Source organism: Lacipirellulaceae bacterium (assembly GCA_040218535.1).
Classification (GTDB): domain Bacteria; phylum Planctomycetota; class Planctomycetia; order Pirellulales; family Lacipirellulaceae; genus Adhaeretor.
In genome coordinates, this window is sequence record JAVJRG010000005.1 from 1,183,240 (window position 1) to 1,206,669 (window position 23,430).

General features: G+C 55.4%; 17 protein-coding genes and 2 tRNA genes. 8 read left to right on the plus strand and 11 right to left on the minus strand.

The window, feature by feature from the left end; all coding sequences use genetic code 11:
- The first annotated feature begins 78 nt into the window (after positions 1–78).
- Positions 79–1,380, plus strand: a complete 1,302-nt coding sequence (gene hemL, locus RIB44_05065) for a glutamate-1-semialdehyde 2,1-aminomutase (GenBank protein ID MEQ8615945.1) — start codon at positions 79–81, stop codon at positions 1,378–1,380.
- Positions 1,381–1,469: 89 nt separating this feature from the next.
- Here hemL and tsaB read toward each other — a convergent pair whose 3' ends face one another.
- Positions 1,470–2,156, minus strand: a complete 687-nt coding sequence (tsaB, locus tag RIB44_05070) for a tRNA (adenosine(37)-N6)-threonylcarbamoyltransferase complex dimerization subunit type 1 TsaB (protein MEQ8615946.1) — start codon at positions 2,154–2,156, stop codon at positions 1,470–1,472.
- 263 nt (positions 2,157–2,419) lie between these two features.
- On the opposite strand from tsaB, the gene RIB44_05075 reads away from it, so the two are divergent.
- The 4 genes from RIB44_05075 (at position 2,420) to RIB44_05090 (ending at position 8,962) form a co-directional block, all read left to right on the plus strand.
- Entirely contained in the window at positions 2,420–3,172 is a 753-nt protein-coding gene (locus tag RIB44_05075) for a metallophosphoesterase family protein (protein MEQ8615947.1), read from the plus strand.
- A 327-nt stretch (positions 3,173–3,499) separates the two neighbouring features.
- Entirely contained in the window at positions 3,500–5,872 is a 2,373-nt protein-coding gene (locus tag RIB44_05080; GenBank protein ID MEQ8615948.1) for a YidC/Oxa1 family insertase periplasmic-domain containing protein, read from the plus strand.
- Between the two features lie 138 nt (positions 5,873–6,010).
- The gene (locus RIB44_05085; protein ID MEQ8615949.1) at positions 6,011–7,411 is read left to right on the plus strand and encodes a GTPase; all 1,401 of its coding nucleotides are present in this window, start codon (positions 6,011–6,013) and stop codon (positions 7,409–7,411) included.
- 177 nt (positions 7,412–7,588) lie between these two features.
- Entirely contained in the window at positions 7,589–8,962 is a 1,374-nt protein-coding gene (locus RIB44_05090) for a M20/M25/M40 family metallo-hydrolase (protein MEQ8615950.1), read from the plus strand.
- 9 nt (positions 8,963–8,971) lie between these two features.
- Here the strand turns inward: RIB44_05090 and RIB44_05095 are convergent, their stop codons facing one another.
- Positions 8,972–9,277 (minus strand): DUF971 domain-containing protein, encoded by a 306-nt coding sequence (locus tag RIB44_05095; protein MEQ8615951.1) that lies wholly within the window; start codon positions 9,275–9,277, stop codon positions 8,972–8,974.
- A 163-nt stretch (positions 9,278–9,440) separates the two neighbouring features.
- On the opposite strand from RIB44_05095, the gene RIB44_05100 reads away from it, so the two are divergent.
- Positions 9,441–9,522: transfer RNA gene (locus RIB44_05100), tRNA-Leu, on the plus strand.
- A 16-nt stretch (positions 9,523–9,538) separates the two neighbouring features.
- Here RIB44_05100 and RIB44_05105 read toward each other — a convergent pair.
- From RIB44_05105 to RIB44_05135, 7 genes are all read right to left on the minus strand, one after another.
- Positions 9,539–11,194: an FAD-dependent oxidoreductase gene (locus RIB44_05105; GenBank protein MEQ8615952.1), complete on the minus strand. Its 1,656-nt coding sequence runs from the start codon at positions 11,192–11,194 to the stop codon at positions 9,539–9,541.
- Positions 11,195–11,291: 97 nt separating this feature from the next.
- Positions 11,292–12,272, minus strand: coding sequence for an L-histidine N(alpha)-methyltransferase (gene egtD / locus RIB44_05110; protein MEQ8615953.1), 981 nt, complete (start codon positions 12,270–12,272; stop codon positions 11,292–11,294).
- Between the two features lie 52 nt (positions 12,273–12,324).
- Positions 12,325–12,648, minus strand: coding sequence for a DUF427 domain-containing protein (locus RIB44_05115; GenBank protein ID MEQ8615954.1), 324 nt, complete (start codon positions 12,646–12,648; stop codon positions 12,325–12,327).
- A gap of 112 nt (positions 12,649–12,760) precedes the next feature.
- Complete coding sequence (gene egtB, locus RIB44_05120; GenBank protein MEQ8615955.1) at positions 12,761–14,008, minus strand: ergothioneine biosynthesis protein EgtB; 1,248 nt, start codon at positions 14,006–14,008, stop codon at positions 12,761–12,763.
- A 405-nt stretch (positions 14,009–14,413) separates the two neighbouring features.
- A tRNA-Lys gene (locus RIB44_05125) sits at positions 14,414–14,487 on the minus strand.
- Positions 14,488–14,740: 253 nt separating this feature from the next.
- On the minus strand, positions 14,741–15,526 hold the full coding sequence (locus RIB44_05130; GenBank protein ID MEQ8615956.1) for a hypothetical protein: 786 nt from the start codon (positions 15,524–15,526) through the stop codon (positions 14,741–14,743).
- A 228-nt stretch (positions 15,527–15,754) separates the two neighbouring features.
- Positions 15,755–17,698 carry a metallophosphoesterase gene (locus tag RIB44_05135; protein MEQ8615957.1) on the minus strand — a complete coding sequence of 648 codons (1,944 nt, stop codon included), beginning with the start codon at positions 17,696–17,698 and terminating at the stop codon, positions 15,755–15,757.
- Between the two features lie 138 nt (positions 17,699–17,836).
- Here RIB44_05135 and RIB44_05140 point away from each other — a divergent pair, with 138 nt between their 5' ends.
- Complete coding sequence (locus tag RIB44_05140) at positions 17,837–18,319, plus strand: GNAT family N-acetyltransferase (protein MEQ8615958.1); 483 nt, start codon at positions 17,837–17,839, stop codon at positions 18,317–18,319.
- 23 nt (positions 18,320–18,342) lie between these two features.
- On the opposite strand, the gene RIB44_05145 is transcribed toward RIB44_05140, so the two are convergent.
- Positions 18,343–21,639 (minus strand): hypothetical protein, encoded by a 3,297-nt coding sequence (locus tag RIB44_05145; protein ID MEQ8615959.1) that lies wholly within the window; start codon positions 21,637–21,639, stop codon positions 18,343–18,345.
- 252 nt (positions 21,640–21,891) lie between these two features.
- Between RIB44_05145 and RIB44_05150 the strand changes: the two genes are divergently transcribed.
- Positions 21,892–22,503, plus strand: coding sequence for an OmpH family outer membrane protein (locus RIB44_05150; GenBank protein MEQ8615960.1), 612 nt, complete (start codon positions 21,892–21,894; stop codon positions 22,501–22,503).
- Here RIB44_05150 and RIB44_05155 read toward each other — a convergent pair.
- Positions 22,500–23,375 carry a peptidylprolyl isomerase gene (locus RIB44_05155; GenBank protein ID MEQ8615961.1) on the minus strand — a complete coding sequence of 292 codons (876 nt, stop codon included), beginning with the start codon at positions 23,373–23,375 and terminating at the stop codon, positions 22,500–22,502. The two genes, RIB44_05150 and RIB44_05155, sit on opposite strands and share 4 nt — an antisense overlap.
- Positions 23,376–23,430 lie beyond the last annotated feature (55 nt).

The window sequence follows — 23,430 nt, forward strand, 5'->3', positions numbered from 1 at the left end:
AAAAAATCCGTGTCATCCGTGTCCCGATTCATCGGGATGTCCTAAAAGCAGGCCAAACACACCAGAAAACAGACATTCATGAGTACGCCCCAGATCACCAATCACGAGAAAAGCCAAGCCCACTTCGCCAGAGCCCAAGAACTCATGCCCGGCGGAGTCAACAGCCCCGCGCGTGCTTTTGGGGCCGTTGGGGGCACGCCGCTGTTTATTGAGCGAGGCGATGGGGCCTATCTCTACGACATCGATGGCAACCGCTACATCGATTACATCGGTTCTTGGGGACCCATGATTCTTGGCCATCGCCATCCAGAGGTGATCGCTGCCTTGCAAGCGGTGCTCGAAACGGGTACTAGCTTTGGCGCACCGACCGAAGCGGAAAGTCTCATTGCCGAGCAAATCATCGATGCCGTGGCGTCGATCGAAAAAGTAAGGCTCGTGAACTCTGGCACCGAAGCGACCATGAGTGCCATCCGGTTGGCCCGTGGCTATACTGGTCGTGACCTGATTGTAAAGTTCGCCGGCAACTACCACGGGCATGTTGATAGCCTGTTGGTCTCCGCGGGAAGTGCGGCAGCAACGCTGGGAGTTCCCAATTCGCCTGGCGTCACTGCCGGAGCTTCGCAAGATACGCTCGTCCATCAATACAACGACGTCGAAGGTCTGCAGCAAGCCTTCGCCGAGCATGGCTCAAAGATCGCCGCAGTGATTCTTGAGCCAGTGGTCGGCAACATGGGCGTGGTCAAGCCAAGCGAGTTGTTCTGCAACGCTCTGAATACTCTGACCAAAGAGCATGGTGCCTTGCTCATTTGCGATGAAGTGATGACCGGTTTTCGCGTCGCCTTCGGTGGAGCGCAATCATTGTTTGGACTGAAGCCCGACCTGACGACTCTCGGCAAGATCGTTGGGGGTGGACTCCCGGTTGGTGCCTACGGCGGACGCGAGGAGGTGATGAATCACGTCCTCCCAGCTGGCGAAGTCTTTCAAGCTGGCACGCTCAGTGGCAATCCGCTGGCCACGGCAGCGGGCAGTGCAACACTACGCCTTCTCAAGGAGCAACCACCTTACGAGCAGCTAGAGGCCTACGGCGCGAAACTGGAAGAGGGCATGCGAGCCGCGGCCCAGCGACACAGCATTCCACACACGATCGCTCGCGTTGGTAGCATGATGACGCTGTTCTTCAACGATCACCACGTTGAAGACTGGGGCGTTGCGAGCCAAAGCGACACAGATCGCTTCGCCAAGTATTTTTGGGGCATGATCCAAAGGGGCGTCTATATGCCTTGCAGCCAGTACGAGGCGTTGTTCTTCTCCGCCGTGCATAGCGAAGAGGATTTGCAGCAGACAATCGCCGCGGCCGACGAAGTGTTCGCGACGTTTTGAGTTAAGCAGTGTAAGCTCCCGAGCCGAGAAGCATAAGCTCTCGGGTTGAACTCTCGAACGCTGCAACCCGACTGCTTACGCGAGTCGGCTCAGGCTTCCGCCTTTTCTTCCGCTGCGCTCCGCCTTCCATATTTGGGAACCAGTTGTAAAGCGTCGACTGTTTCACCACGCAAGAACCGCTGGTAGCCTAGCGTACCCACATCCGCCGCTCGTGGTTGATTGCCGTTCGCTTCCATGATTCTAACATCCGAAGGAAGCCGCTCGCTGAGTTTCTCCACCGCCGGCCCATGAACAAAGTCACCCGCTTCGAGCTTCGCCAGAAACGTCTCGACCGAAAGCAACTCCCCATTCTGCTGCGTCTGTTGTGTCAATGAATCATTCACGTTGAAGCAGCAGGTAAATAATTCTTGTCGCTGCGCGTCCAGAACGCACCAGAGCCGCTCGAACTCTACGGAGACACCGACCGCCAAAGCCGCGAGCGTGTTGACCTCGACGAGCGGCACGCCAAGGGCGTAGGCAAGTGTCTTAGCCGTCGTGACCCCAACCCTAAGGCCTGTGAACGAACCCGGTCCCGTGCAAACACAGATCAGCTCCAACTCACTCGTTTGCCAATCATTTTGCTTCAGCAGGTGATCGAGCGTCGGCACAAGAGACTGTGCCGAGCGCGTCTCGCTAGGCAGCTCGATTTCCCCAATGAGCTTCGTCTCAGGCTGCTGACCTTCTAACAGGGCAACTGACCCTGACTTGCCGCTGGTTTCCAATGCGAGGATTTTCATGAGATAGGAAGAACTTGCCTCAAGTGCCCTGGTCAAAAGTTCCCTGGTCAACTGGGGAGGCAATCATCGTAGTTTGCCGTAGCTACCGTCGCCAGACGGTGGAAGTGTTCTTCAAGGGTCTCCATGTTCTGGCGAACGTAGCTACGGCGGTCCCTCTCTCACCCTGTCCTTGACCCTAAAAACCCCGGCATTTAGACTGTGGGATTAGCTCGAAACCGTAATCGACCCATCTTCCAAGCCGTCATCTCCAGGTAACCAACACCGTGAAGCGGGCCATTATCAGTGACATTCACGGGAATCTGGAAGCGGCCCAGGCGGTGCTGGCCCATATCGGTGACCAAAACGTCGACGAGATCTTCTGTCTCGGCGATGTGATCGGCTATGGACCCAACCCCTGTGAGTGCCTCGATCTCGTAATAGAGAACTGCAAAGTAGGTCTTTTGGGCAACCACGATCAGGGAGCGATGTTCGACCCTGAGGGTTTCAACAGTGGCGCTGAACGGGCCATCTTTTGGACGCGCGAGCAACTGGAAAGCGGCAACGGACCTCGCGATAAAATCGACGCTCGTTGGGATTTTCTGGGAACGCTCCCGCGTATCCACCGCGACGATCCTTGGCTCTACGTTCACGGATCGCCACGCAATCCGGTGAACGAATATGTTTTCCCCGAGGACATCTACAACCAGAAGAAGATGGAAAAGCTCTTCGCCTTGATTACCAAGGGCTGCTTCCAGGGGCACACGCACGTCCCGGGCGTGTTCCTCGAGAGCATGGAATTCATTTCCCCCGATCAGACCGACTACGTCTACCCTATCGGAAACGAAAAGTTCATGGTCAATGTCGGCTCGGTCGGACAGCCGCGCGACGGCGATCCGCGATCTTGCTATATCGTGCAAGAAGACGACAAGATTACCTTCCATCGGATCGAATACGATATCGAGAAGACGTCTGAAAAGATTTATCAAACGCCCGATCTCGATAACTTTCTAGGCGACCGCATCAAGGAGGGACGCTAGCACTGTCCGTGTCAGTGCAAAAATAATAGTAGCCCCGGGATTTATCACGGGGTTGGGATACTGCCCTCAGCAATCGACCGAGCAACATGGATTTTACTCAGCGTAGCACAATCGAGGTCGAAACAAGCCGCGGATGATTTCGGTCTCGTCAAAGCGCCAATCGGATTGAGACCGAACGACTCGACCGATTATCTGGCTACGACATATCCCCCGGGATAAATCCCGTGGCAAATAAATTGGCCACGCTCCGGCGGCGGTATGCCAGAAGCAGAAACAGACGTAATCGTCTTTAGAACCATTGAAGAATTTGTATAAGGACCACACGAAGTGGATCGTCGTTTTATCCTCTGGTTATCTGTCTCGCTTCTTTTGATCTTGCTGTTAGGCAAGCGCCCCGAACTTCCACAGCCGGACGACAAAGAAAAACAGGCCGCCAATCAACTCGCCGAAGACGGGGCAGGCGAGGGAGTGCAGGATGCTGGGGAGAAGCCAGCTGAAGGGGAAGACGCTGCCGGAGACAACGCAGAAAAGCCCCAGCCGAAGCAAGAGCCGGAAGTTGAGGTCGCCGCTCAAAAACTCACTCTCGGCACGGTTGATGAAAGCTCTGACTATCGCATGTTGGTCACGCTCACCAACGAGGGTGCCGCGGTTGAGCGAATCGAGCTGGCCAATCCAAAGTACTTAGACCTGACTGACCGCGGCGGCTACCTGGGCCACTTGGCGTTAGCTTCTGCCCAGCAAGGTGAAGGTCTGAAGGTGCAGGTCGTCGGAGCCGGGACGCCCGCAGCCGAAGCGGGTATCCAGATCGGGGATCTCCTTCTCGCCGCAGGTGTGAAAGAGGCCAAGCCGATCGAATCCGTGGAAGCCTTCAACAAGCTGCTCGCCAAGACCAAGCCTGGCCGCGAATTGAGCCTGACCCTCGAACGCGACGGAGTCGAGCAACAAGTTACCGCCAAGCTCGTGCGTCGTCCGTTGGAAGTCATTCGACCGGAGAAAGAAAACGTGTTGCTCTGGGCAGACAAACTGCCCGCCGGTTCGCGTTCGCCGCCGTCATTCCAGATGACTCTTGAACAGATCGACCGTCGCACACTTACCGGCGAAAACGAGAAGCGTGCGGAAAACGAGCTGCCCAAGCTGAGTGAATTCGCAGAACTCGAACTTCGCAAAGCTCCTTGGGAAATCTCCGAGCCGTCACAAGACTCAGTAACCTTTCGCAAACGCTCGTCGCAGCTTGGGCTGACGTTCGTCAAGCGATATCGCCTAGAAGAAACCCCCGAGGGAATGCAGACTTCGGCGGACTATCCGGCCTATCACCTGACGCTCGAATTGGCAATCGAAAACACCGGGTCAGAAGCTAAGGAAATCGCTTACCAACTCGACGGCCCGAACGGATTGCCGATTGAAGGTTGGTGGTACGCCTACAAAATCGGTCACGATTGGGGGGCGGTTGGACTCCGAGACGTGATGTCCCGAACGTTCGACGCCAAGGTGCAACAATTCGCACCCGCGACGATCGCCACTGAAGGGGTAGAGCCACTCGAAGGGAGCCCTCTGGCGTTCGTGGGTGTGGATGCCCAGTACTTTTCAGCAATGATGATCCCCGAGCGACAAGATGCTGACGAGCTTTGGATCGAGAGAACCGAATTTGTCTCACTGAGTCCTGAGCCCAAGAAAAGAGGCTCCGAAGGCAAGTATGTCAACGCGACCTGCCGGCTGATCAGCGTGCCAAAGTCGCTTCCCGCCGGAGAAACTCGCACCGAAAAGTACACCCTCTTTGCGGGACCGAAACGCCCCGAACTCTTAGAGCAATACAAGGCCGTTGATAGCCCGATCTACAGCTTAGCGGACCTAATCACCTACGGCTGGTTCACCCGCATCGCCAAGGGCATGCTGTGGATCCTCCATTTCTTCTACGGCATCGTCGGCAACTACGGCATATCGATCATTCTGCTCACGGTACTCGTCCGTAGCTGCATGTTCCCGATCAGCCGGAAGCAAGCGCACAGCATGACGAAGATGCAGGAACTTCGCCCGGAGATGGATCGCATCAAGGAGAAGTATAAAGGCGACATGCAAAAGCAGTCGCAAGCGACCCAAGAGCTGTATCGCAAGCATGGTGTGAACCCGCTGGCCGGTTGCTTGCCGATGTTGATCCAGTTGCCAGTGTTCGTTGGCCTGTACCGCGGCCTCGCTGTGGACATCGAACTCCGCCAAGCCTCGTTGTTTGGGGATAGCGTCCGTTGGTGCTCGAACCTCGCCGCACCGGACATGTTCTGGGACTGGTCCGCCTTCATGCCCGACTTCATCAATCGCGGCGAGGGTTTCTTTGGTCTCGGTCCCTATCTGAACGTGCTGCCGCTGATCACGATCGTACTCTATCTGTTGCAGCAAAAGCTCTTCATGCCGCCCCCGGCGAACGAGCAAGCCGAGCTGCAGCAAAAGATCATGAAGTACATGATGATCTTCATGGGCTTGCTGTTCTACAAAGTCCCCAGCGGCCTCTGCTTGTACTTCATTGCTTCCAGTGCTTGGGGAATCGCCGAGCGGATGTTGTTGCCAAAGCCAACACCTCCGACAGAAATCGCAGCGACGAGTAGCGGTGATACGCCGCTGTTTGGTGGGAACGATCGAGCGAAAAAGGAAAAGAAAAAGCGTCCCAACAACAGCGGTAAGAAAAGCAGCAAGAAAAAGAAGCGATAGAGCAGGGCAGTTGAGAACGTGTTTTGAAATTCAAAAAATCGACCGCGAAGCGGTACTTTATGTTCCCTCTCCCGCTTGCGGGAGAGGGCTAGGGTGAGGGTGTCTGAATTTCAAAACACGCTCTGAGGAGCTTCTATCGTGTATGACACGCGTGAAGAAATCGTAGCCGTCGCCACGGCACCTGGTGGCCAAGCGGCAAGGAGCATCGTCCGTGTGGGAGGGCCGAATATCGTTTCGCTTCTGCGCGAACTCTTCACGCCCTGCGAGCCAATCGACTTGGCTGCGATTCGCACCGCGAGAATAGTCGAGGGAAATTGTGATATCCGTCTTAGCGACAGCGAGCAGCTAAGCATCCCCTGCAGCTTGTTTCTCTGGCCGGGCAGCTCAAGCTACACCCGCCAGCCGATTGCGGAGTTTCATCTGCCTGGTTCCGCGCCGCTGGCTGATGCCGTGGTTCAGTCGCTATGCGCTGCCGGGGCGAGGCTGGCCAGTGCGGGGGAATTTACGCTGCGGGCATTTCTCGGCGGTAGGATTGATCTCACTCAAGCCGAAGCCGTGTTGGGCGTGATCGACGCCTCGGATCGCTCGTCTCTCGATGCGGCCCTGACACAACTCGCGGGTGGGCTCTCCGGGCCGCTGGACGAGCTCCGCAACCGGCTGCTCAATCTTCTGGCCGAACTCGAAGCAGGTCTCGACTTTGCTGATGAGGACATCGAGTTCATCAGTCGCGAGAAACTGGCTGAGGATCTAGCAAACGCTGAAACCGTGCTTCAAGACGCGCTGGATCAATTACGCACTCGCGACGCCTCGCAACAAGTGCCACGCGTTGTCCTCACCGGACCGCCCAATGCAGGGAAGAGCAGTTTGTTCAACCTGTTGGCAGAGAAGTTCGCAACGTCAGAAACGAAGGCCGGTGCTATCGTTTCCGAAGTCGCCGGTACGACACGTGACTATATTTCGGCGAAGCTAGAGCTCGGTGGATTTCCGATTGAGTTGATCGATACAGCGGGTGTGGAAGAAGTTGAGCAAGTCGATCAAGATGCGATTCCCTCGACACAGGAGATTAGCATCGCCGCCCAGCAAGCGATGCGAACCCAAGTTGGCTCCGCATCGTTAATTCTCTACTGCTTTCCGTCCGACGAATCGCTTCTCGTAGAAAGAGATTCGATAACGAGTCCGCCGACGATTCGAGTTGCTACGAAGTGCGATCTGTCAGGTTCTGGTTCTCCCGAGTTCCTTGCTTGTAGCAGTGAGACGGGAGCAGGCATCGACCGGCTTGTGGCGGCCATCGTCGAACGACTGAAAGCGTCCGACGAACCGGCCACCGGAGTCGCCTCGACAGCCGCCCGTTGCCGCGTCAGTCTGGAGCAGGCACAGCAATCGATCGAAGCGGCCAAGTTTCTGTGCGAATCTGGCGGTGAAGAGCTCATCTCCGCCGAACTACGCACCGCCCTCGACCGCCTGGCTGAAGTCGTCGGTGCGGTCTATATCGACGACATCCTCGACCGAGTTTTCAGCCAATTCTGCATCGGCAAGTAGTCGGAAAATGCAAGAAAGGGTCCCCAGCCGCGGTCCTACGGACCGCCGGATACCCTGCCGACCCAACACGCCACTTCTAACGATTGCGCGGGCGTCACCAGCCACCTTCGAGAACTCTGCGGCAAACGTCGAAGATACTACGGATTGCCGTACTGCCCCACATCACTCTCGGTATCCATGTCTCGCACTCGATTTTTCCCTCGCCTGGCCGTGGGCTTTGGTGAGTACGCTCGCATTGTGTTCCTTCCCGACGCTCTTTGTCTCTGGCTCTGTCTCTGGGCAGGCGCGGTTTCCGCTGCGAACGAGCGGCACGCGATGCTCGATGCTGCGCTCGCAACGATTACCAGTGAAGAAGTGCGAGATCACGCCGGCGTTCTCGCCGGCGATTCGCTCGAAGGTCGCGAGGCAGGCTCTCGAGGCGGGCGAGCTGCTGCGGGCTATCTGAAGGAGCAATTGGAGCGTATTGGGGCTAAGACTGGGGGCACGGACGGCTACAGCCAGCGGTTTCATGGCACGATGCAAAACCTGATCGCGGTGATCCCGGGAACCGATGAGCAAGTCGGCGATGAAGTAATCCTCATCGGTGCCCACTACGACCATGTTGGCTACGGTTCGCGGCGCACCAGCTACGGTCCTTACGGCTACATCCACAACGGAGCCGACGACAACGCCAGCGGAGTCGCCGCGATGCTGGAGACGATCGACGCACTCGTTCAGATCGATTTCCGCCCCCGCCGGACGTTGCTTTTCGTTTTCTGGGATGGCGAGGAGAAAAACTTGCTTGGCTCGAAGCACTGGCTCAGCAATCCGACCGTACCGCTTGAAAAAGTCAAGCTGGTGATCAATCTCGACATGATCGGTCGTATGGTCGAAGGGCGTGTGAAAGTGGGCGGCGCACGGACTGCGTTGGGACTGCGTGAGCTACTCAGTTCTGAGCGACTTCCCGAGGGGATGCGGCTCGATTTCTCTTGGGAGTACAAAAGTAACAGCGACCATTGGCCCTTCTACCAACGGCAGATACCGTCCCTCTACTTCCACACGGGGCTGCACGATGATTATCACCGCCCTACTGACGATGTGGAAAAACTAAACGTCGAAGGCATCCGGTTGATCTCGCAATACCTAGTTGGTCGACTCACGAGCCTTGCAGACCTCGACAGCATGCCAACGTTTCGTCCGGAGTCTCACTACGAAGACATCGCCGCACAGACCCGACTCGAAGCACCGCTTCCGCCGCACACGACAGGCGATCAGCGGCAGCGGCTAGGAATCGCCTGGCGAGCCGATCCCGGCGAACCCAATAGCGTCTTCATCACACGAGTCACACCAGGAACTCCGGCAGAAAAAGCTGGGCTCGCTGTTCACGACCGGCTGCTGCATTTCAATGGTGTGCCCATTGAGGATCGGGATAAGCTACTGACGAGGGTTCGTACTTCGCTTGAAGAAGACGTTGACGCACTTCACTTCAAAATGGAAAGAGATGGCCGTATTCGCTACGTTCGAGTCAAGCTGAGAGAGCCCACACAGGCAAGCGAAGATCCGACTCTGTAGGCGAAAGAATCAGTTCTTAGAATTCGTCGCTAGTTCTTTCAGCCGCTTCCACGTGAACAATCCCGAGTTGTGCCCGTCGGACCAGTTCACGCGAATCGCGTAGCTTCCGACGAGATCCATTTTCACGATCTGGATATCACGCGGCACGGTCGCCGGATCAAGAATTCGCTCCCCGGTCCACTCATTCACGCACTGGGCACACTCGCAAGCACCCCGCAGTTCGTACAGCTTGAATTCATGCTTCCTGTCAGGCCAATCAACAAGCAACACACCTTGCTCATTCTGTGCTTGCAGATTGCGAGGGACTTCGGACATGATTTTCGGACATGATTTACAGGATCAACAGGATGTTGAGAAACTGTTTTAGCACATCCTGTCGATCCTGTTGATCCCGTCAAAATAAGCGAACTAGCCAGAGAGATTTGTGTCTTTTCCATCAAGTCGTGGCTTGCTAAGATTAGGTACACACGAGAATCCTGGGGGCGTGGCGGAATTGGCAGACGCGCTGGATTTAGGTTCCAGTTCCTTCGGGAGTGCAGGTTCAACTCCTGTCGCCCCTACTCGATTCTCTTTCTCTTAGACTGTCGCCGCCTGTTCTTGACGGCTCAAGTGCTGGTGAACGCAGGTAATTGCCAGCGCGCCGTCTCCGGCGGCGAAAGCACAACGCTTAGTCGTGCCTGAACGGACATCTCCTGCGGCGAACACACCGGGCAGTGTCGTTTCCAACTCGCACGGGCTTCGCTCAAGATCCCACAAGGGATGCGATTGAGCGTTGGGGCCTGTAATGACAAAGCCGTGATCGTCGAGGGCCACGCCTTCACCCAGCCACTCGGTATGAGGCTTTGCGCCAACGAAAATGAAGACGGCAGCACAGCCCAAGTGGGTTCGCTCATCCGTCTGGTTGTTGCGAAGCGTCACCTCCGCGAGATGCGTCTCGCCTTCAAGCCCTTCAACTTCGGTGTGGGTCATGACTTCGATGTTTGCGGTCTGTTTAATCCGATGACACAAGTAGTGCGACATATTTTTGCCCAGGTCGTCGCCACGGATGACGATTTTTACCTCTTTCGCAGTCCGCGAAAGGAACATGGCAGCCTGTCCCGCTGAATTACCACCGCCGACGACAATCGCCGTCGAGTTACGGCACGCGCGTGCTTCAACTGAGGTAGCGGAGTAGTAGACTCCCGCCCCCTCCAGACGGCGACAGTTTTCGATGGGCAGGCGACGATAAGAGGCGCCGGTGGCGACAAGCACCGTTCGCGTATTCACATCCTGTCCCGTGCAAAGCCGTACGCGGTAATTACCGTCTTCTCCTTGGGTGACGCTTCGCACGATCACTGGGGCGGTGAAGCTAGCGCCGAATTTCAAAGCCTGAAGAAACCCGCGATTTGCGAGTTCCGCGCCTGGCAAACCGGATGGGAATCCCATGTAGTTTTCGATCTTCGAACTGGTTCCGGCTTGTCCACCGGGACCCATACGATCGACGACCAGGGTATCGAGTCCCTCAGAAGCGCCATAAACAGCAGCAGCAAGCCCTGCAGGTCCCGCTCCGACGACAACGACATCATGAACATGCTCGTCAATCGTACGAGTGATTCCTAAGCAGTCCGCGATCTTGCCCAAGGAAGGCTGTTTCGCGATGTGTTCCGTGCAGGCAATAACGGGCGTTTCTTCGGGAGTGGCACCGAACTCCTTCAGAGCTTCTTTGCCAGCTTCTTCATCAATGTCGAGAAAAGTGTGCGGGACCTTGTTCTTATAAAAGAATTCGCGAATCTGTAGTGTCTCTTTGGAATTTGCAGAACCAGCAATGCGGACGCCCTGAAACTCCGACGCTTCCAAAAGTTGGCGTCGCATCTGAAACGCTTCAAGCAGCTTGTCGCTAAGCTCCGGCACTTCCCCCATCAGGCGACGGATTTCGCCGGCTGGGATTTCGTAGGCTTGACAATCGCCCCGCGCGATGGCAGAAATCACCGACGGACGACCCGTGAGCATGGACACGTCGCCGGTGAAAGCGCCTGGACCGTGCACAACGACATCGCGAGGCTTGCCTGTAGAATACTCAATGATCGCAACATTTCCCTCTTTGAGCACAAACAGCGGAAAGTCGCGATCACCATGTTTGTACAAAGCTTCCCCATCGCTATAGGCCTTCAAGTCTCCCATCTTAGCGATACAAGTCATTTCCTCGTCGCTAAACGTTGGGAAGGCAACGGGGTCAAGCGTCGCGTGAGACATCAAATATTTCCTTAAGCGTTTTAAGGTGATTTGCCCTAGCGAATCACGTTTCGCCGCGGTGCACGCACCGCTCTCTACCAGGCTTGCATCAAAGAGTTCAGCTTACCGCCAACAGGTGCAACACCGCAAACCACTCTTTCGAGTCGGTCCAGACCTGCTTTACTTCCATGCCCGCCTGTTCGGCCATTCCGGCAAAACGTTCGACCGTATACTTGTGTGAAGATTCGGTGTGGATCGTCTCGTCTTTCTCGAAGTCTAACTCGCAGCCATCTATCACGATCGTCTGAGACTTTAAGCTGCGGAGATGCATTTCGATCCGATTCAATTCGCGGTTGTAGAAGGCAATGTGAGCGAAGTCTTCGACCGCGATGTCCGCGTCCAGCTCGCGATTGATGCGATGCAGTAGATTCAAATTGAACGCAGCTGTGACGTTCTGCGAGTCGTAATAGGCCGGTTCTAAGACATTGAGATCCTTTTCAAGATCGATGCCGATTACTAGACCGCCTCCAGTGCCAACGAGATCGGCAATCTGCCCCAAGAGCTCGACAGCTTCTTCCGGCGGAAAGTTACCAATTGTCGAGCCGGGGAAGAAAACAGTTCGGCGGACGTCGGCAAACTCTTCGGGAAGTTCAACCTCCGAGGTGAAATCGGCGACGACCGGTTTGATTGGCAGCCCGGGCAACTGGCGACGTAGTTCGGCAGAAGTCTCCAGCAAATGATCTCGGGAGATATCTAGCGGTACGTAAGCGGCCAGATTCGGTGCAGCCTTCAGCAGCGGAACCGTCTTCGTGCTACTACCGCTGCCATACTCAACAAGGACTGTCCCTTCGCCGATCGCGTCGGAGATGGCCGCTGCGTTCTCCTCCAGAATCTTCGTTTCCGTTCGGGTGGGGTAATACTCGGGCAACTCGCAAATGCGATCGAAAAGCTGCGACCCGCGCCTGTCGTAAAAGTACTTACATGGCAAGGTCTTTGGACTGCTTGAGAGCCCCTCGATCACATCCGCAAGGAGTTTTCCATTGATTGGGGCTTCATCGGCAGAACGCGTGCGGGCTAGTATGGCAGAATCAGAAGGCACGGGAGGCTTTCGGTTAGAGTTGGCCGAGCAAGGGGGAGAGCTTGGAATTCAATCAGCAAGAACCACCGCAGGACATTTCTTCGCCCGACGAGCCTTCTTCAACGGTGACGCCTTTCCAGAAGGCGATGTGGCCGGCAATTTGGGACGCTTCTGGTTTCGGCTCAGCGTAGTACCAAGCAGCACCTTGATTCACCTCGCCCCCGGCTAACACGTCGTAGTAGTTGGCCGTTCCCTTCCAGCCACAAACGGTTGTCGTAGAGTTGGCTTGGAGTTTCGTTTTGTCGACCGACTCGGGTGGGAAATAGTGATTCCCTTCGACGATGACGGTTTGGTCGCTTTCAGCGATGATCTCTTTATTCCAAATCGCTTTGGCCATTTTGCTTTCTCTTATTGTCGTTTTTTGTATTTCAGCCGGAACGCGTTAGCGTCCGGTTCTCTGAGCAACCGGGGGCTAACGCCCAGCGGCTAAAAATCTAATGAAACCTAAACTAGCAAGACCGAGCGAGTCGTATCCCCGTAAATTGCCAGCGACTGCTTGCGTGAAAGAAATTACGGTAGGTGAGTCGTCGGTGCGATTCGGGCGTCGCACACGAGGCCCCTCGTAGCACGTGCTGATTGCACATGAACTTTCCATTGTACTCCCCCAACGCTCCTTCTGCTGCCCGATAGCCTGGGTAGCCCGTGTATTGCGACGAGGTCCACTGCCATCGCGAACCCATCCAACCCTCGCCACGTCCACGCTCCGCTTGCGACTTAGCTGCATGCTCCCACTCAGCCTCCGTCGGCAACCGGCAAGCCCGCCAACGCGCAAAAGCATCCGCTTCGTAAAGACTGACATGACAAACGGGCTCACTCGGATTGAGAGGCTGCGTCCCATTGTGGGTAAACAATTCCCAAGAGTCCTTCGAATCAGATTTCTGCCAATAAAGAGGAGCGTTCCAGTCTTCGCGTTTCACAACATCCCAACCCTCGGATAACCAAAGTTCGGGCCTACTGTAGCCTTCATCTGCGATGAACTTGAGAAACTCTCCATTCGGGACGAGCGAGGAGGAAATCTCGAAAGGCTCAATGAACACCCGGTGACGGGGCAATTCGTTATCAAAGCAAAAGCCGTCCCCGGTGTGGCCAATTTCCACTAGTGCTTCCTCGTAGCTTAACCATTGCGAACTAGTGGAATCGTTATCGTGCTGTTCAAGCGGCTCTTTCAAAACCGCGGGTCGCAGAGGATTCTTCCAAAACGCGTGTTTGATGTCCGTAAGCAAAAGCTCCTGATGTTGCTGCTCATGATGCAACCCAAGCTCGATAATCTTTAGTAACTCGCCGGTGGGCTCCTCTGCCAGTAACGTCTCCATCCGCTTGTCGGTTTCGCCTCGGTACCGCATCACCTCGCTCACCGAAGGTCGCGAGAGCAGCCCGCGTTCAGGTCGAGGGTGGCGCTCGCCAACCGCGTTGTAATACGAATTGAAGAGGTAATTGAAGTCGGGACTAATCGGCTCGTAGTCGGGATTGTCCTTGGCGAGGACAAAAGTCTCGAAGAACCAAGTCGTATGGGCAAGATGCCACTTCGCGGGGCTTGCGTCGGGCATCGACTGCAGCAAGAAGTCCTCAGTCTGGAGATTCTCCACCAAGGCTTCCGACCAAGCACGCACCTCCCGATAGCGGGCGGCGAGTCGAGTCGCGTTTAACTGCGAAGTGGACGCTTCCGCGTCAGAGAGCTTCGTTGCGGTAGCATCCATAGGCCGCATTGTAGGCTTTTGCCCGGCAGAAGTGAAATCAGACCGATGGTTAGTTGCACCAAGGCGCGGCAGAAAGCCTTTCAACTCGCCCTGACCGTGCAGACTACCCATGCGGAATTGGCCACTTCTTCTGATAAAATGAACGCCCAGTCGGCTGCTTGGCGAAGCATGCCATACCGATTTTGCACCAAGACAACCGGGCTTTTGCACCTATTCGAGAGGTGCCAAGAGCAAAAGTCGAGCAGCTTTCGATCTACTGAAAGCCACAAGGCGTTTCAGTGTAATAACTTGCAGCGATACCGGACAGCAGAACAACAGGACTTTTGCACTTAGAAACACGTACACTGTGCAAAAGTAAAAAACCGCTTGCGGCTTAGCCGCAAGCGGTTCGGTTTAAAAAAGAAATGAGCCGGGAGCGACTCGAACGCTCGACCTACGGATTAAAAGTCCGTTGCTCTAACCAACTGAGCTACCGGCCCGGTGCAGCCCCTTCGGGGCTACGGAAAGGAGGGATTCTAGTGCATTTTGGCTCGCGATGAAGGGCCTCGCACAATGAAAAAGCCGCGAAAACTCAGGCGATTTAACTTGGGCTCAACGAAACCAGCCTCGGAGAACTAGCCGCGGAGCTACGCCTCCGCCGGTGGTAGACGTCTTCGAATAGTCCCAGCGTCGGCGTCGCTCCGCGGCTATTGGAAAAGTCATCGTGACTGACCGCTCTACAGGGAGTGCTGGTTACGAGCGGTTTTTCCGCATCGCAGCAAACATGCCGACACAGATCAGTAGCATTGCGGAGGGCTCCGGAATCACCGCTGCGAGGTCATTCACGGTGAGGTTGTTCTCCGTGCTGAAGACGAAAGCATCAAGTAGCAGGCCGTCCTCGCGTCCGCCGATTTGGAAAGTGTAAGTACCAGCCGCAGGGACAACGTAAGGATCGGGACCGTTGCTGCCTGCCAGAATCACATCATTACTCGAATTATCGATCCCGCCGCCATTGTTGGTCGCGGGCTGGGTAATGCCAACCCAACCAAAGGTATCGAGAACGCTATTACTGCCTCTTGTTTTGTCAGCCGTTTGGCTGCCAAAGTTCAACGCTCGCACGGCTTCCGCGAACGTTGGGTACTGAAAGGTTGCAAATGAGGAAGGGACGAAAAAGCTATCGTTGCGGAAATACTCTTCATCGTCAGGTCCGCCAATGCTCGGAATACCAATCCGCGCATATAGAAAGTAAGTTCCGCTTTCTGGAAAGGTTACGTCGTATGTAACGGTGTCGTCATTAGCGCCGTTCGGAGCATCGGCCGTATCAAAAACCGACTCAATCGCAGTCCCACCGAATGCGTCAACATCACTGATTTCGTTCCATCCCGGGCCCGTTGTTGTATTCGTAAGTTGGACGTCAGCAACGGTTCCAGACTCTGCTTCGAAGTAAATCGTCGTAGCGTGAGAGAACTGAGCGAGGCTTAAGGACAAGCCGACGAGGAGAGAGAGCTTGAGAACATCATCACAACGTAGCCGTAGCATGAGCGTACCTTTCGAGTGCTTATCCGGGTGCCGTACGAAACAGTGAGAGCCACTAGTCAAGCTAGGGCTTTCTCACGAAGGGCGGGAATAAACAGAAAAGCGCTGCCGCGGTCAATTCCAGAAACGGGCGAAACGGCAGGTGAAAGGAATTTCGTGAGAACTTCGCAAAATACCGCAAGTTTTGTGGGGGGCTCCCTTACGTTTGCAGCAGAAGTTCTTCGAAGGCAACTATTTTTCGCGAACGAAATGTCCGAAGCCAGTGTTCAATTCTCGCACACGGTCCGTCCCGCGCCACACGACTTGCGTTGGCTCCTCGTCCGGTTCGTCGGCGTCGTGCAGAACGACCGTCCCCTGGAGACTATGCCAATCACGTCCTTGGATTTCCTTCACCAGTTTCGTGGGGATCGCGAACTCCAGATCGTAGCCGTCCTCGGTCCGTATGCCGCTTGCTTTCACGCCTCGATAGCTGCGGTCGCGACGAAAGCGACGAGCATCGACTTTTACTTCGCCGCTTTCAGTCGGGGCGAAGGCGCTAATGGTCAGCCCCGTTCGCGTGTAGCGAGGTTCGGTGCTTCGCTTTTCAACTGGGCGGGGGTCAATCAGCAATTCCACCCGGTCAACCGCGGAGATCACTCGATCATCTTTGACTCGAACGGCAACATAAACTTGTTCACCTGCGGGACCATCGTTCTTGGGAACGTGGCGAGCGAAAAACTTTGCCGAGCCATCGCCAACGCCCTGCCAACCGCGCGTGTTGCCAAGCAGCAATGGCTTCTCAGGGGTCGCATTACTGCGCTCCGGCCACGACTTGACCATGCCATCGATCGGCGGAAGTTCTGCAATCGTTGGGAACTCAAATCGCCGATCAATCACAACGGGAATCACTCTTTCACTAGTCAACGGGTCCTCTCCAACAGTCTTCAAAGTAGAAACCATGGCCGTGCGAAAGAGTTGCTCGAACTCCATTGGTTCGGTGAAGGCTATTCGGACACGCAGTTCTTTACTGGTTCCGGGCGGGACGGTCAGGTCAAGCGTTCCCGGGTCGACAGTCAATCCCTTCAGTGGCAAGCCTTCCAACTCGCCCGACAGCTTGACTACTTCGGTCGACTTGTTGCTGACGCGGATTCCGATTTCGCCATCAGAGAAGCGATCCGCTGTCGATTCGCTCATCAGGATGGGTGCGACTTCGACAGCAGTTCCTTTCAGAAATGCATTCAGGCGGGTGATGGTTTGCTCGTCAACGACATCGGCGGCCAGAATACCATCAAGCCGCAAGTTAGCGATCTGCGGACCGTCTTTTTCCATCGTCAACCAAGTGACATGGTCGAACTCACCGTAGCTGTCTCCACGAAGTTGAGACACACCACCAGTGGTCGCCAGGGAGTAATACTCACGTTCGTTCCGACGATACTGTACGTAGTGATGTACGTGCCCGGCAAAGACTGTGTGCGGACGATCGATCAACAGTTGTTCGACTTTCTTCCAATTGGTTTGGTCGGGCTTGCCCTCAGCAAGGTCGCGTTCGGCGTAGGTCCAGAGCGGCTTGTGAAGGAAAACGAGCGTCCATCGTGCGTCGGAGTGTTCCTGCAAATCCTTGCTGATCCATGCGAGCTGCTCTTCGCTGATTCGTTCGCGAGGCTCTTCGCTGCAGAGACAAACAAAGTGAACGCCCTTGTAATCGAACGAATAGTACTCCTTGCCAAACCGTTCCCGCCACATCCGATGCAGTATCGGGTTGGTCACGTCGTGGTTCCCAGCGACGAAGAAAAACTTCATGTCGAGTTGGTCAACAAAACCGACGAACTCGTCCCACTCAGCCTTCGCTTGTTGCTCATCGTCCGTGTAGCCTTCAATGAGGTCACCGACCGAAACCACGAACTCAGGACGCAGCATATTCAGTTTATTAACAGCATCCATCCAGACCCCGGGGCGATGTCCGCCAGTCCGGTCGGTCACGATCGCGAACTGGAACCTTTCTGGGTCGTTCAGCAGGGGTTTGTTCGTCCAGGGAGTTGGCCCTTCAAGGGGGGGCAACAGCATGCCAACAGCCTCATCGCTTTCCGGTGGCGTGCCTTGAGGCGAGTCGGTCTCTGGATGGGCGAAGCAATGCAGGGAGGAAAGCATTCCCGAGAGAAGGACGAAAAACGAAAGACGTATATTGGAAAAATGCATAGCAAGTCACTGGACGGTTCGTTGGAAGGGGGTATCGAGCCTCAGCAGGCTCCGCCTAGTCTAACGAGTACACTGGCAAATGCATGTCAGGAAATGATGAAGATCAACGGGAAACTCCGAGAACCAATAGGAATCAGGATGAGACAAACAGCAGTAGCGGACCTGTCGAGCCCTCTTCACGCCGCCGCGGTACTCGACTTGCTCGACGAGTACGCTAGGGGAATTACCGGCACCGGAAAGCCGCTGCCAGAGTTTGTCAGAGCAAACCTGATTCACGAGCTCTCACAACGCCCCGATTGCTGCGCGGTTCTCGCTTTCGTCGACGAGCAGCCCGCAGGGCTAGCGATCTGCTTTGAAGGATTCTCGACTTTCGCGTGCAAGCCGATCCTCAATATCCACGATTTCGTCGTGGCAGAAGCATTTCGGGGCCAGGGCCTCGCCAGAGATTTGCTCGCCAAAGTAGAAGAAGTGGCGAAGTCCAATGGTTGCTGCAAACTGACGCTTGAAGTGCTCGAAGGCAACGAGCGAGCCCGGCAAGTTTATCAGCGGTATGGTTTCGCGAGCTACGAACTCGACCCAGAGATGGGACGAGCTGTCTTTCTTGAGAAAACGATCAAGTGACGGCAGTTTTGAGTGGCCGTAAGTTACGGAGGCGTCGGAATCGGATTAGGCTCGTCAACTACAGTGCCTGAGGTGACAACAGTGCCCGTGTTATTGGTATCTACGTCAGCCAGGTTTGCGACGCTAAAGTTACCATTCACTTGATTGAGCTCGTAGCCATTGTTAGCAGCGTTGCCTGGGGCAGCAGTGTTACTGCTGCCGGCTGTTCCGTCGCCTCCAAGGTTCAGCTTCAAGTCGGCTGCAGCGTCGTCGACCTGGATGCGGACGGGAACACCTGTGGCTGCATTGAGGTTGACGAACGTGTTGTCGAGGACTGTTACATTCACGTCGCCTGTTCCTTCAGCCCGGATGTCAGAGGTAAACGCAGTCGGGTCGTCGTTGCTAAAGACATTATCTTCGACCAGCAGATTAATCGTCTTGGCAGTGCCTCCTGATGTTGTGAGCAGGAAGGCCTCCGCACTGCCGGAATTCGTCACCGCGTTATTCGTCATCCGAACATTTGAAGTCGCGGCACTGTTGAAGTCGAGTTCCATGGCTGCCAATGCTGAAGTGACATTCATGGCGTTGATTGTGACGTTCTCTGAATTAGTGATGCTGATTGCGGTGCCCGTGATGTTGGCCAAGGTGCCTCCATCGCCAGCAGTTGTTCCGCCTTCCCCAACGGTGATGATGCCGCCTGTTACGTTGTTGAGGACAATGGCCTGAGCCGCACCGTCGGCGGAAACGCTCTGGAAAGTCGCTCCATTGGCGGTGATGCTCGAATTCGAGATGTCTATTCCAGTGCCGGTCGTCGTTGTGATCGTGTTCGTAGCGCCGGTCACTTCCAAGGTTTGCGTGTTGGCGACCAAGAGGCCGGTACCACTGGTCGTGTTGATGTTGAGATCTTCGAAGCTGGTTTCGCTATTCGTGTTGCCAGTCACAGTGACTGCGTCGTTCGCGCCTGTGGTAAGATCGAGCTGCCCCGAGATGCGTGTTCCGCCACCAGTGTTGTCGAGCACCTGGATGCCGGCGCCTGTGTCAGTAACGGTAGCATCGACGACCACCGTTGCGCGTGCGTTGTCAGCAACCACGATCGAGCTGCTAGCGCTGTTCGTAATTTCACCCACGTAAGTGACGATGGCCGAGACCGTTCCGCCCGTCGAGCTGCTGTTGCGAACAACCAGTGCGTCGCCTGTGGGGTTTGTGATGGTCGCGTCGCTGAATACGAAAGTTCCCTGAGAACCATTCAGGATGTCGATGCCAGCGTCACCGCCGTTCATCGTGATCTGGTCGTTAAAGCGATAGGCCCCGTCAGCATTGTTGAATTGCAAGCCATCACCATTATTGACGTTGAAGACCCCCGCACCGGTGGTTGCTTCGTTAAAGTCAAGCGTCCCATTGTGCCCCGAAGAAACGGCCAATGCGGACGCAGCGTTGGCTTGATTGACTTGCCCGGTGAAGCTCAGTGATCCATTACCATCCTGGACATTGATCGCCGTGCCGGTTGGATCCGTAATCGTGGTGTCTGTTAGGGTGATCGTGCCGTCGGTCCCGTTCAGCATGTCGATTCCGGCGTCGCCGCCGTTTAGTTCAACAGGCCCATTGATCACGTACTGACCATCGGCGTTGTCGAACTGCAAGCCGGTCCCGTTTTGGGCATCGACGATCAGGGCTCCAGCGGCTGAGCCTGCTGGGAGGACCATGTTGACGGTACCCGTGTGGCCGCCGTCTGCAGAGAAGGCGGCTGCGCTGCTGGCTGCCGCACCTTGAGCGATCTGGCCAATCAGATTCACGTTCGCGTCACCACCGGTGATTTTCACACCAGCTTCACCCGCGGCATCGCCAGCGTCTGTCACGGTGACGTCGGTCAGATTGTACGTTGCATTCGACCCAACAAGTTCGACACCGTGGCTGGCTGTATTGTCGACCGTCACGTTGTTCACGTTGAGCGTCCCCGTGCCGGTTGCTTCGGAGCGAATGCCTACGTCGCCATTTGTAATTTGGAAGTTGTTCACTTCCATCGTCGTGGTATCAGCAAGTGAGCCAGCACTTACCTGTACTGCAGCGAGCGGTGCACCGTCAATCACGGGAACCGCACCTGCACCAGCCCCTAGGGTTGTTTCAGGAAGTTGGAAGACGCCAAAGTCAAGCGAGTTGATCGTGTGCACGATGCCGCCGCCCTCGCCTAGGAAACGCTGATCGGTCTGCAGGGTGGCAGACTCGCCAGTGTGAGTGCTGCCGGCATGGACAAGAACGATATCGTCTTCCATCGAGTTGGCGAAGATGTCGTCCAGGCTAGTTAGCGGGCTCTCGAATGTTCCGTCCCCAGGAGCCGTGGCGGTGCTATCGACATGAACGATGCGTTGCACATCGCCATTCTCGTCTGTCATGTCGGTAACGCCCATAAAGAACGTACGCTGTTGGGTGGCAACGTACATCGGTCGATACACAGGTTCTCGCATGCGATCGTTGATGTTGTGTAGCTTGCTTGAGGGACCAGAACTGACTCGACCAGGTGTCCAGATGACTTGAAATGTCGTCACTGTGCCAAACTCGTCGTCGTCGCTGATGCCGAGATCGATAGCCAGATCGTTATACACGTAGCCACGAGCACCCAGCTTGTAACCTCCGGTACTCACCTGATTCCCGTCGAGCTGGTACCCCCCCGCGTATCCCCAGAAATTTGTCTCAGGTACGCGTAGGGCAATCTCTCCCGTGACGTTTGATAGCGAGACATCCCCACGAGCACTTTCTGATCGTCGAATGACATTCCCCGTGTAGAAGAAGTCGTTGGTCATGGCCGTGTCACTGATCTTGATTCCGTTTCCTGGAATATTTGCGTTGAAGCGGAGATCGATCATGTCACCCAAGGTCTCGAAGCTGATACCACCTTGATTGAAGTAGTTCTCAAGGTTGGTCTCCATACCGTCATACCATCCGCTGACGCCGAAGATGCGAGTTCCACCCGCAACGGGGTCCTCGTACCGCCAGCGTGTTCCGACACCAAGATTCATGCCAAAGTCGCCGCTGTTGCTTTCACGCCATTGCGCTTCAGCGAAGTAGATGCCATAGTCGGACGGACGAGCGAGGCGGCCGCCGATGGCAGTTTCACCCTGTTCTTGAGCATAGCCATTTGTGCTGTGCCAGATCCGCAGTGGCGTCGTCCCGAGATTGATTCTGCCTGCACGGGAGGTGGAGTACGGTGTCCCGGCTTCTTGGCCATTCGCCACGCCGCCGCTAACTGCTAGCAGCCCGGCGGCAACCCAGGCAAAGCCTAAGATGGCAGCGCGGATCGTCTTGAGACAACTCTTCTTGGCCTGTGGTATTGCTTGACTCGACACTTGGTAGCTCGCTCAAAGGTCGGCGGAGGCTGCCAGAGACGCAGATTTGCGATGTGGGCAAAGTCCGCGCAATCGGCAAGGTTTAACATGCTCCAGCTATCGGTATCGGCCCCTGAGAAGTTTGCCTTGAGAAACAAGGCGGCAAAATCGGCAAACTCTCTCTATTTTTACATGCGGCAAGATCGACCTTTTGGCAGCACCGAGAGGTCAATACACTCCGCGGAGCAACTTCACCAACCAAGGGGTTCACCCATGAGCCGTCGACCGATTTCCAAAGTCTCTGCCGTTCTCTCAAACGTTTGCTTGCTAGCTGCGGCACTGCTGGTCGGCTGCAGCCAGGATTCCACGAGTGAACCGCAAAAAACCACGCCCTCCACGGGGTCTGTGGCCGTGATCGACCTCGACCGGGTTGCTCAGCAATTGGGGCAGGACAAACGGATCACCCAGACGCTGACGGCTAGCCAGACCAACTTGCAGCAGCAATTGACCAAGCTTGCGCAGAATTACCAGCAGCAGATCACACAAAAGAAACAGGCTGCGGAAGGAGCGACAACAGGCGACAACGCAATTCAGCTTGCCAGTTTCCAACGGGAAGCCAGCGCGAAACTGAATGAAGCACGCCAACAGGTGACACGCGACTTGGCAAGCCAGCGGAGCCAATTGATCGCCAGTTTCAGGCAACAAATTAAGCCCTACGCCCGTGAAGCCGCACGAGCCCGCGGCCTATCGGTGATCGTCACCAATAACGACAGCGTGATCTACGACTACGTAGCGTCCGTCGACATTACCGACGATGTGGTGAAGGCAATCACCAGCCGTCAACAAAACGCACCAACTGCATCGAAGTTCCCTGGCTCAAACTAGCGTCGACGACGCGATAGCCCGAACACGGCGGTCGCAGCAGACAACAGCAGAACGCTCGCGGGTTCCGGCACGCCTGCGGCACTCGCACTTGCGACGACGCTTGGGGCCAAGGTCTCTTGAATTCCCAGCGATCGTTGGATGGCGTTTATTAGAGAGAAGTCTTCGGGCACGTCTAAGATCGTTACGTCTTGGATGACAACGAGCTCGTTTTCATTAACGACAGGGATGTCACTGAATGCGAGACTGTTACCTAGTTGTGCGGTCAAATCAATCTTCTCAAGGTTTAGAATCGGCCTTAGTGACTCAAAGTCTTCGATCTCTGCAAAGGCAATAAAGCCTTGGCCATCTAGTCCGCGGTCGTCTTCGTCATCAGGGTCGCCATTGTTGTCAATCAGATTGATAAAAAAACTATTCGTCCCAGAATCGGGATTAGTGGTTCGAGTATTTGGGAAAGGTGAAAGTGCTAAACTCACAGTTCCGCGACTATTTGAGAGTCCTTCTGCTTCAGACATAAGTAAATCGTCATCTACGAGAACGGGCGGATTAGTCTCAATTGACTGGAATAATTGAGCAAACGCAGCGGTACTTGCTGGAAAGGCGGAAAGGCCACCCATTTGCAGGGCAAAATCCGAGTCGTCCTGCATGTCTCTGTCAGTATCGATGTCATCGTCGCGATTGATCGCAGAAAAGTGGTAGCGCCCCAAAGCCACGTAACCCAAGAAGTTATCCACGTGGTCTTGCAGATCGGGATTGTTGCTTGGGTTCAAATTAATGTTGAAGCTGCCAACATTGGTGTCGAATCGCACCGTTTGGGCCGTCGCCGTGGAGACAAAGAGGGTGAGGCAAATAAAGAGCAGGGCAATCTTACGCATCGACTCGGTTCCTATTGAAAAGTGCCGCTTCTGGTGAGTTGATCTTCAGCATTTA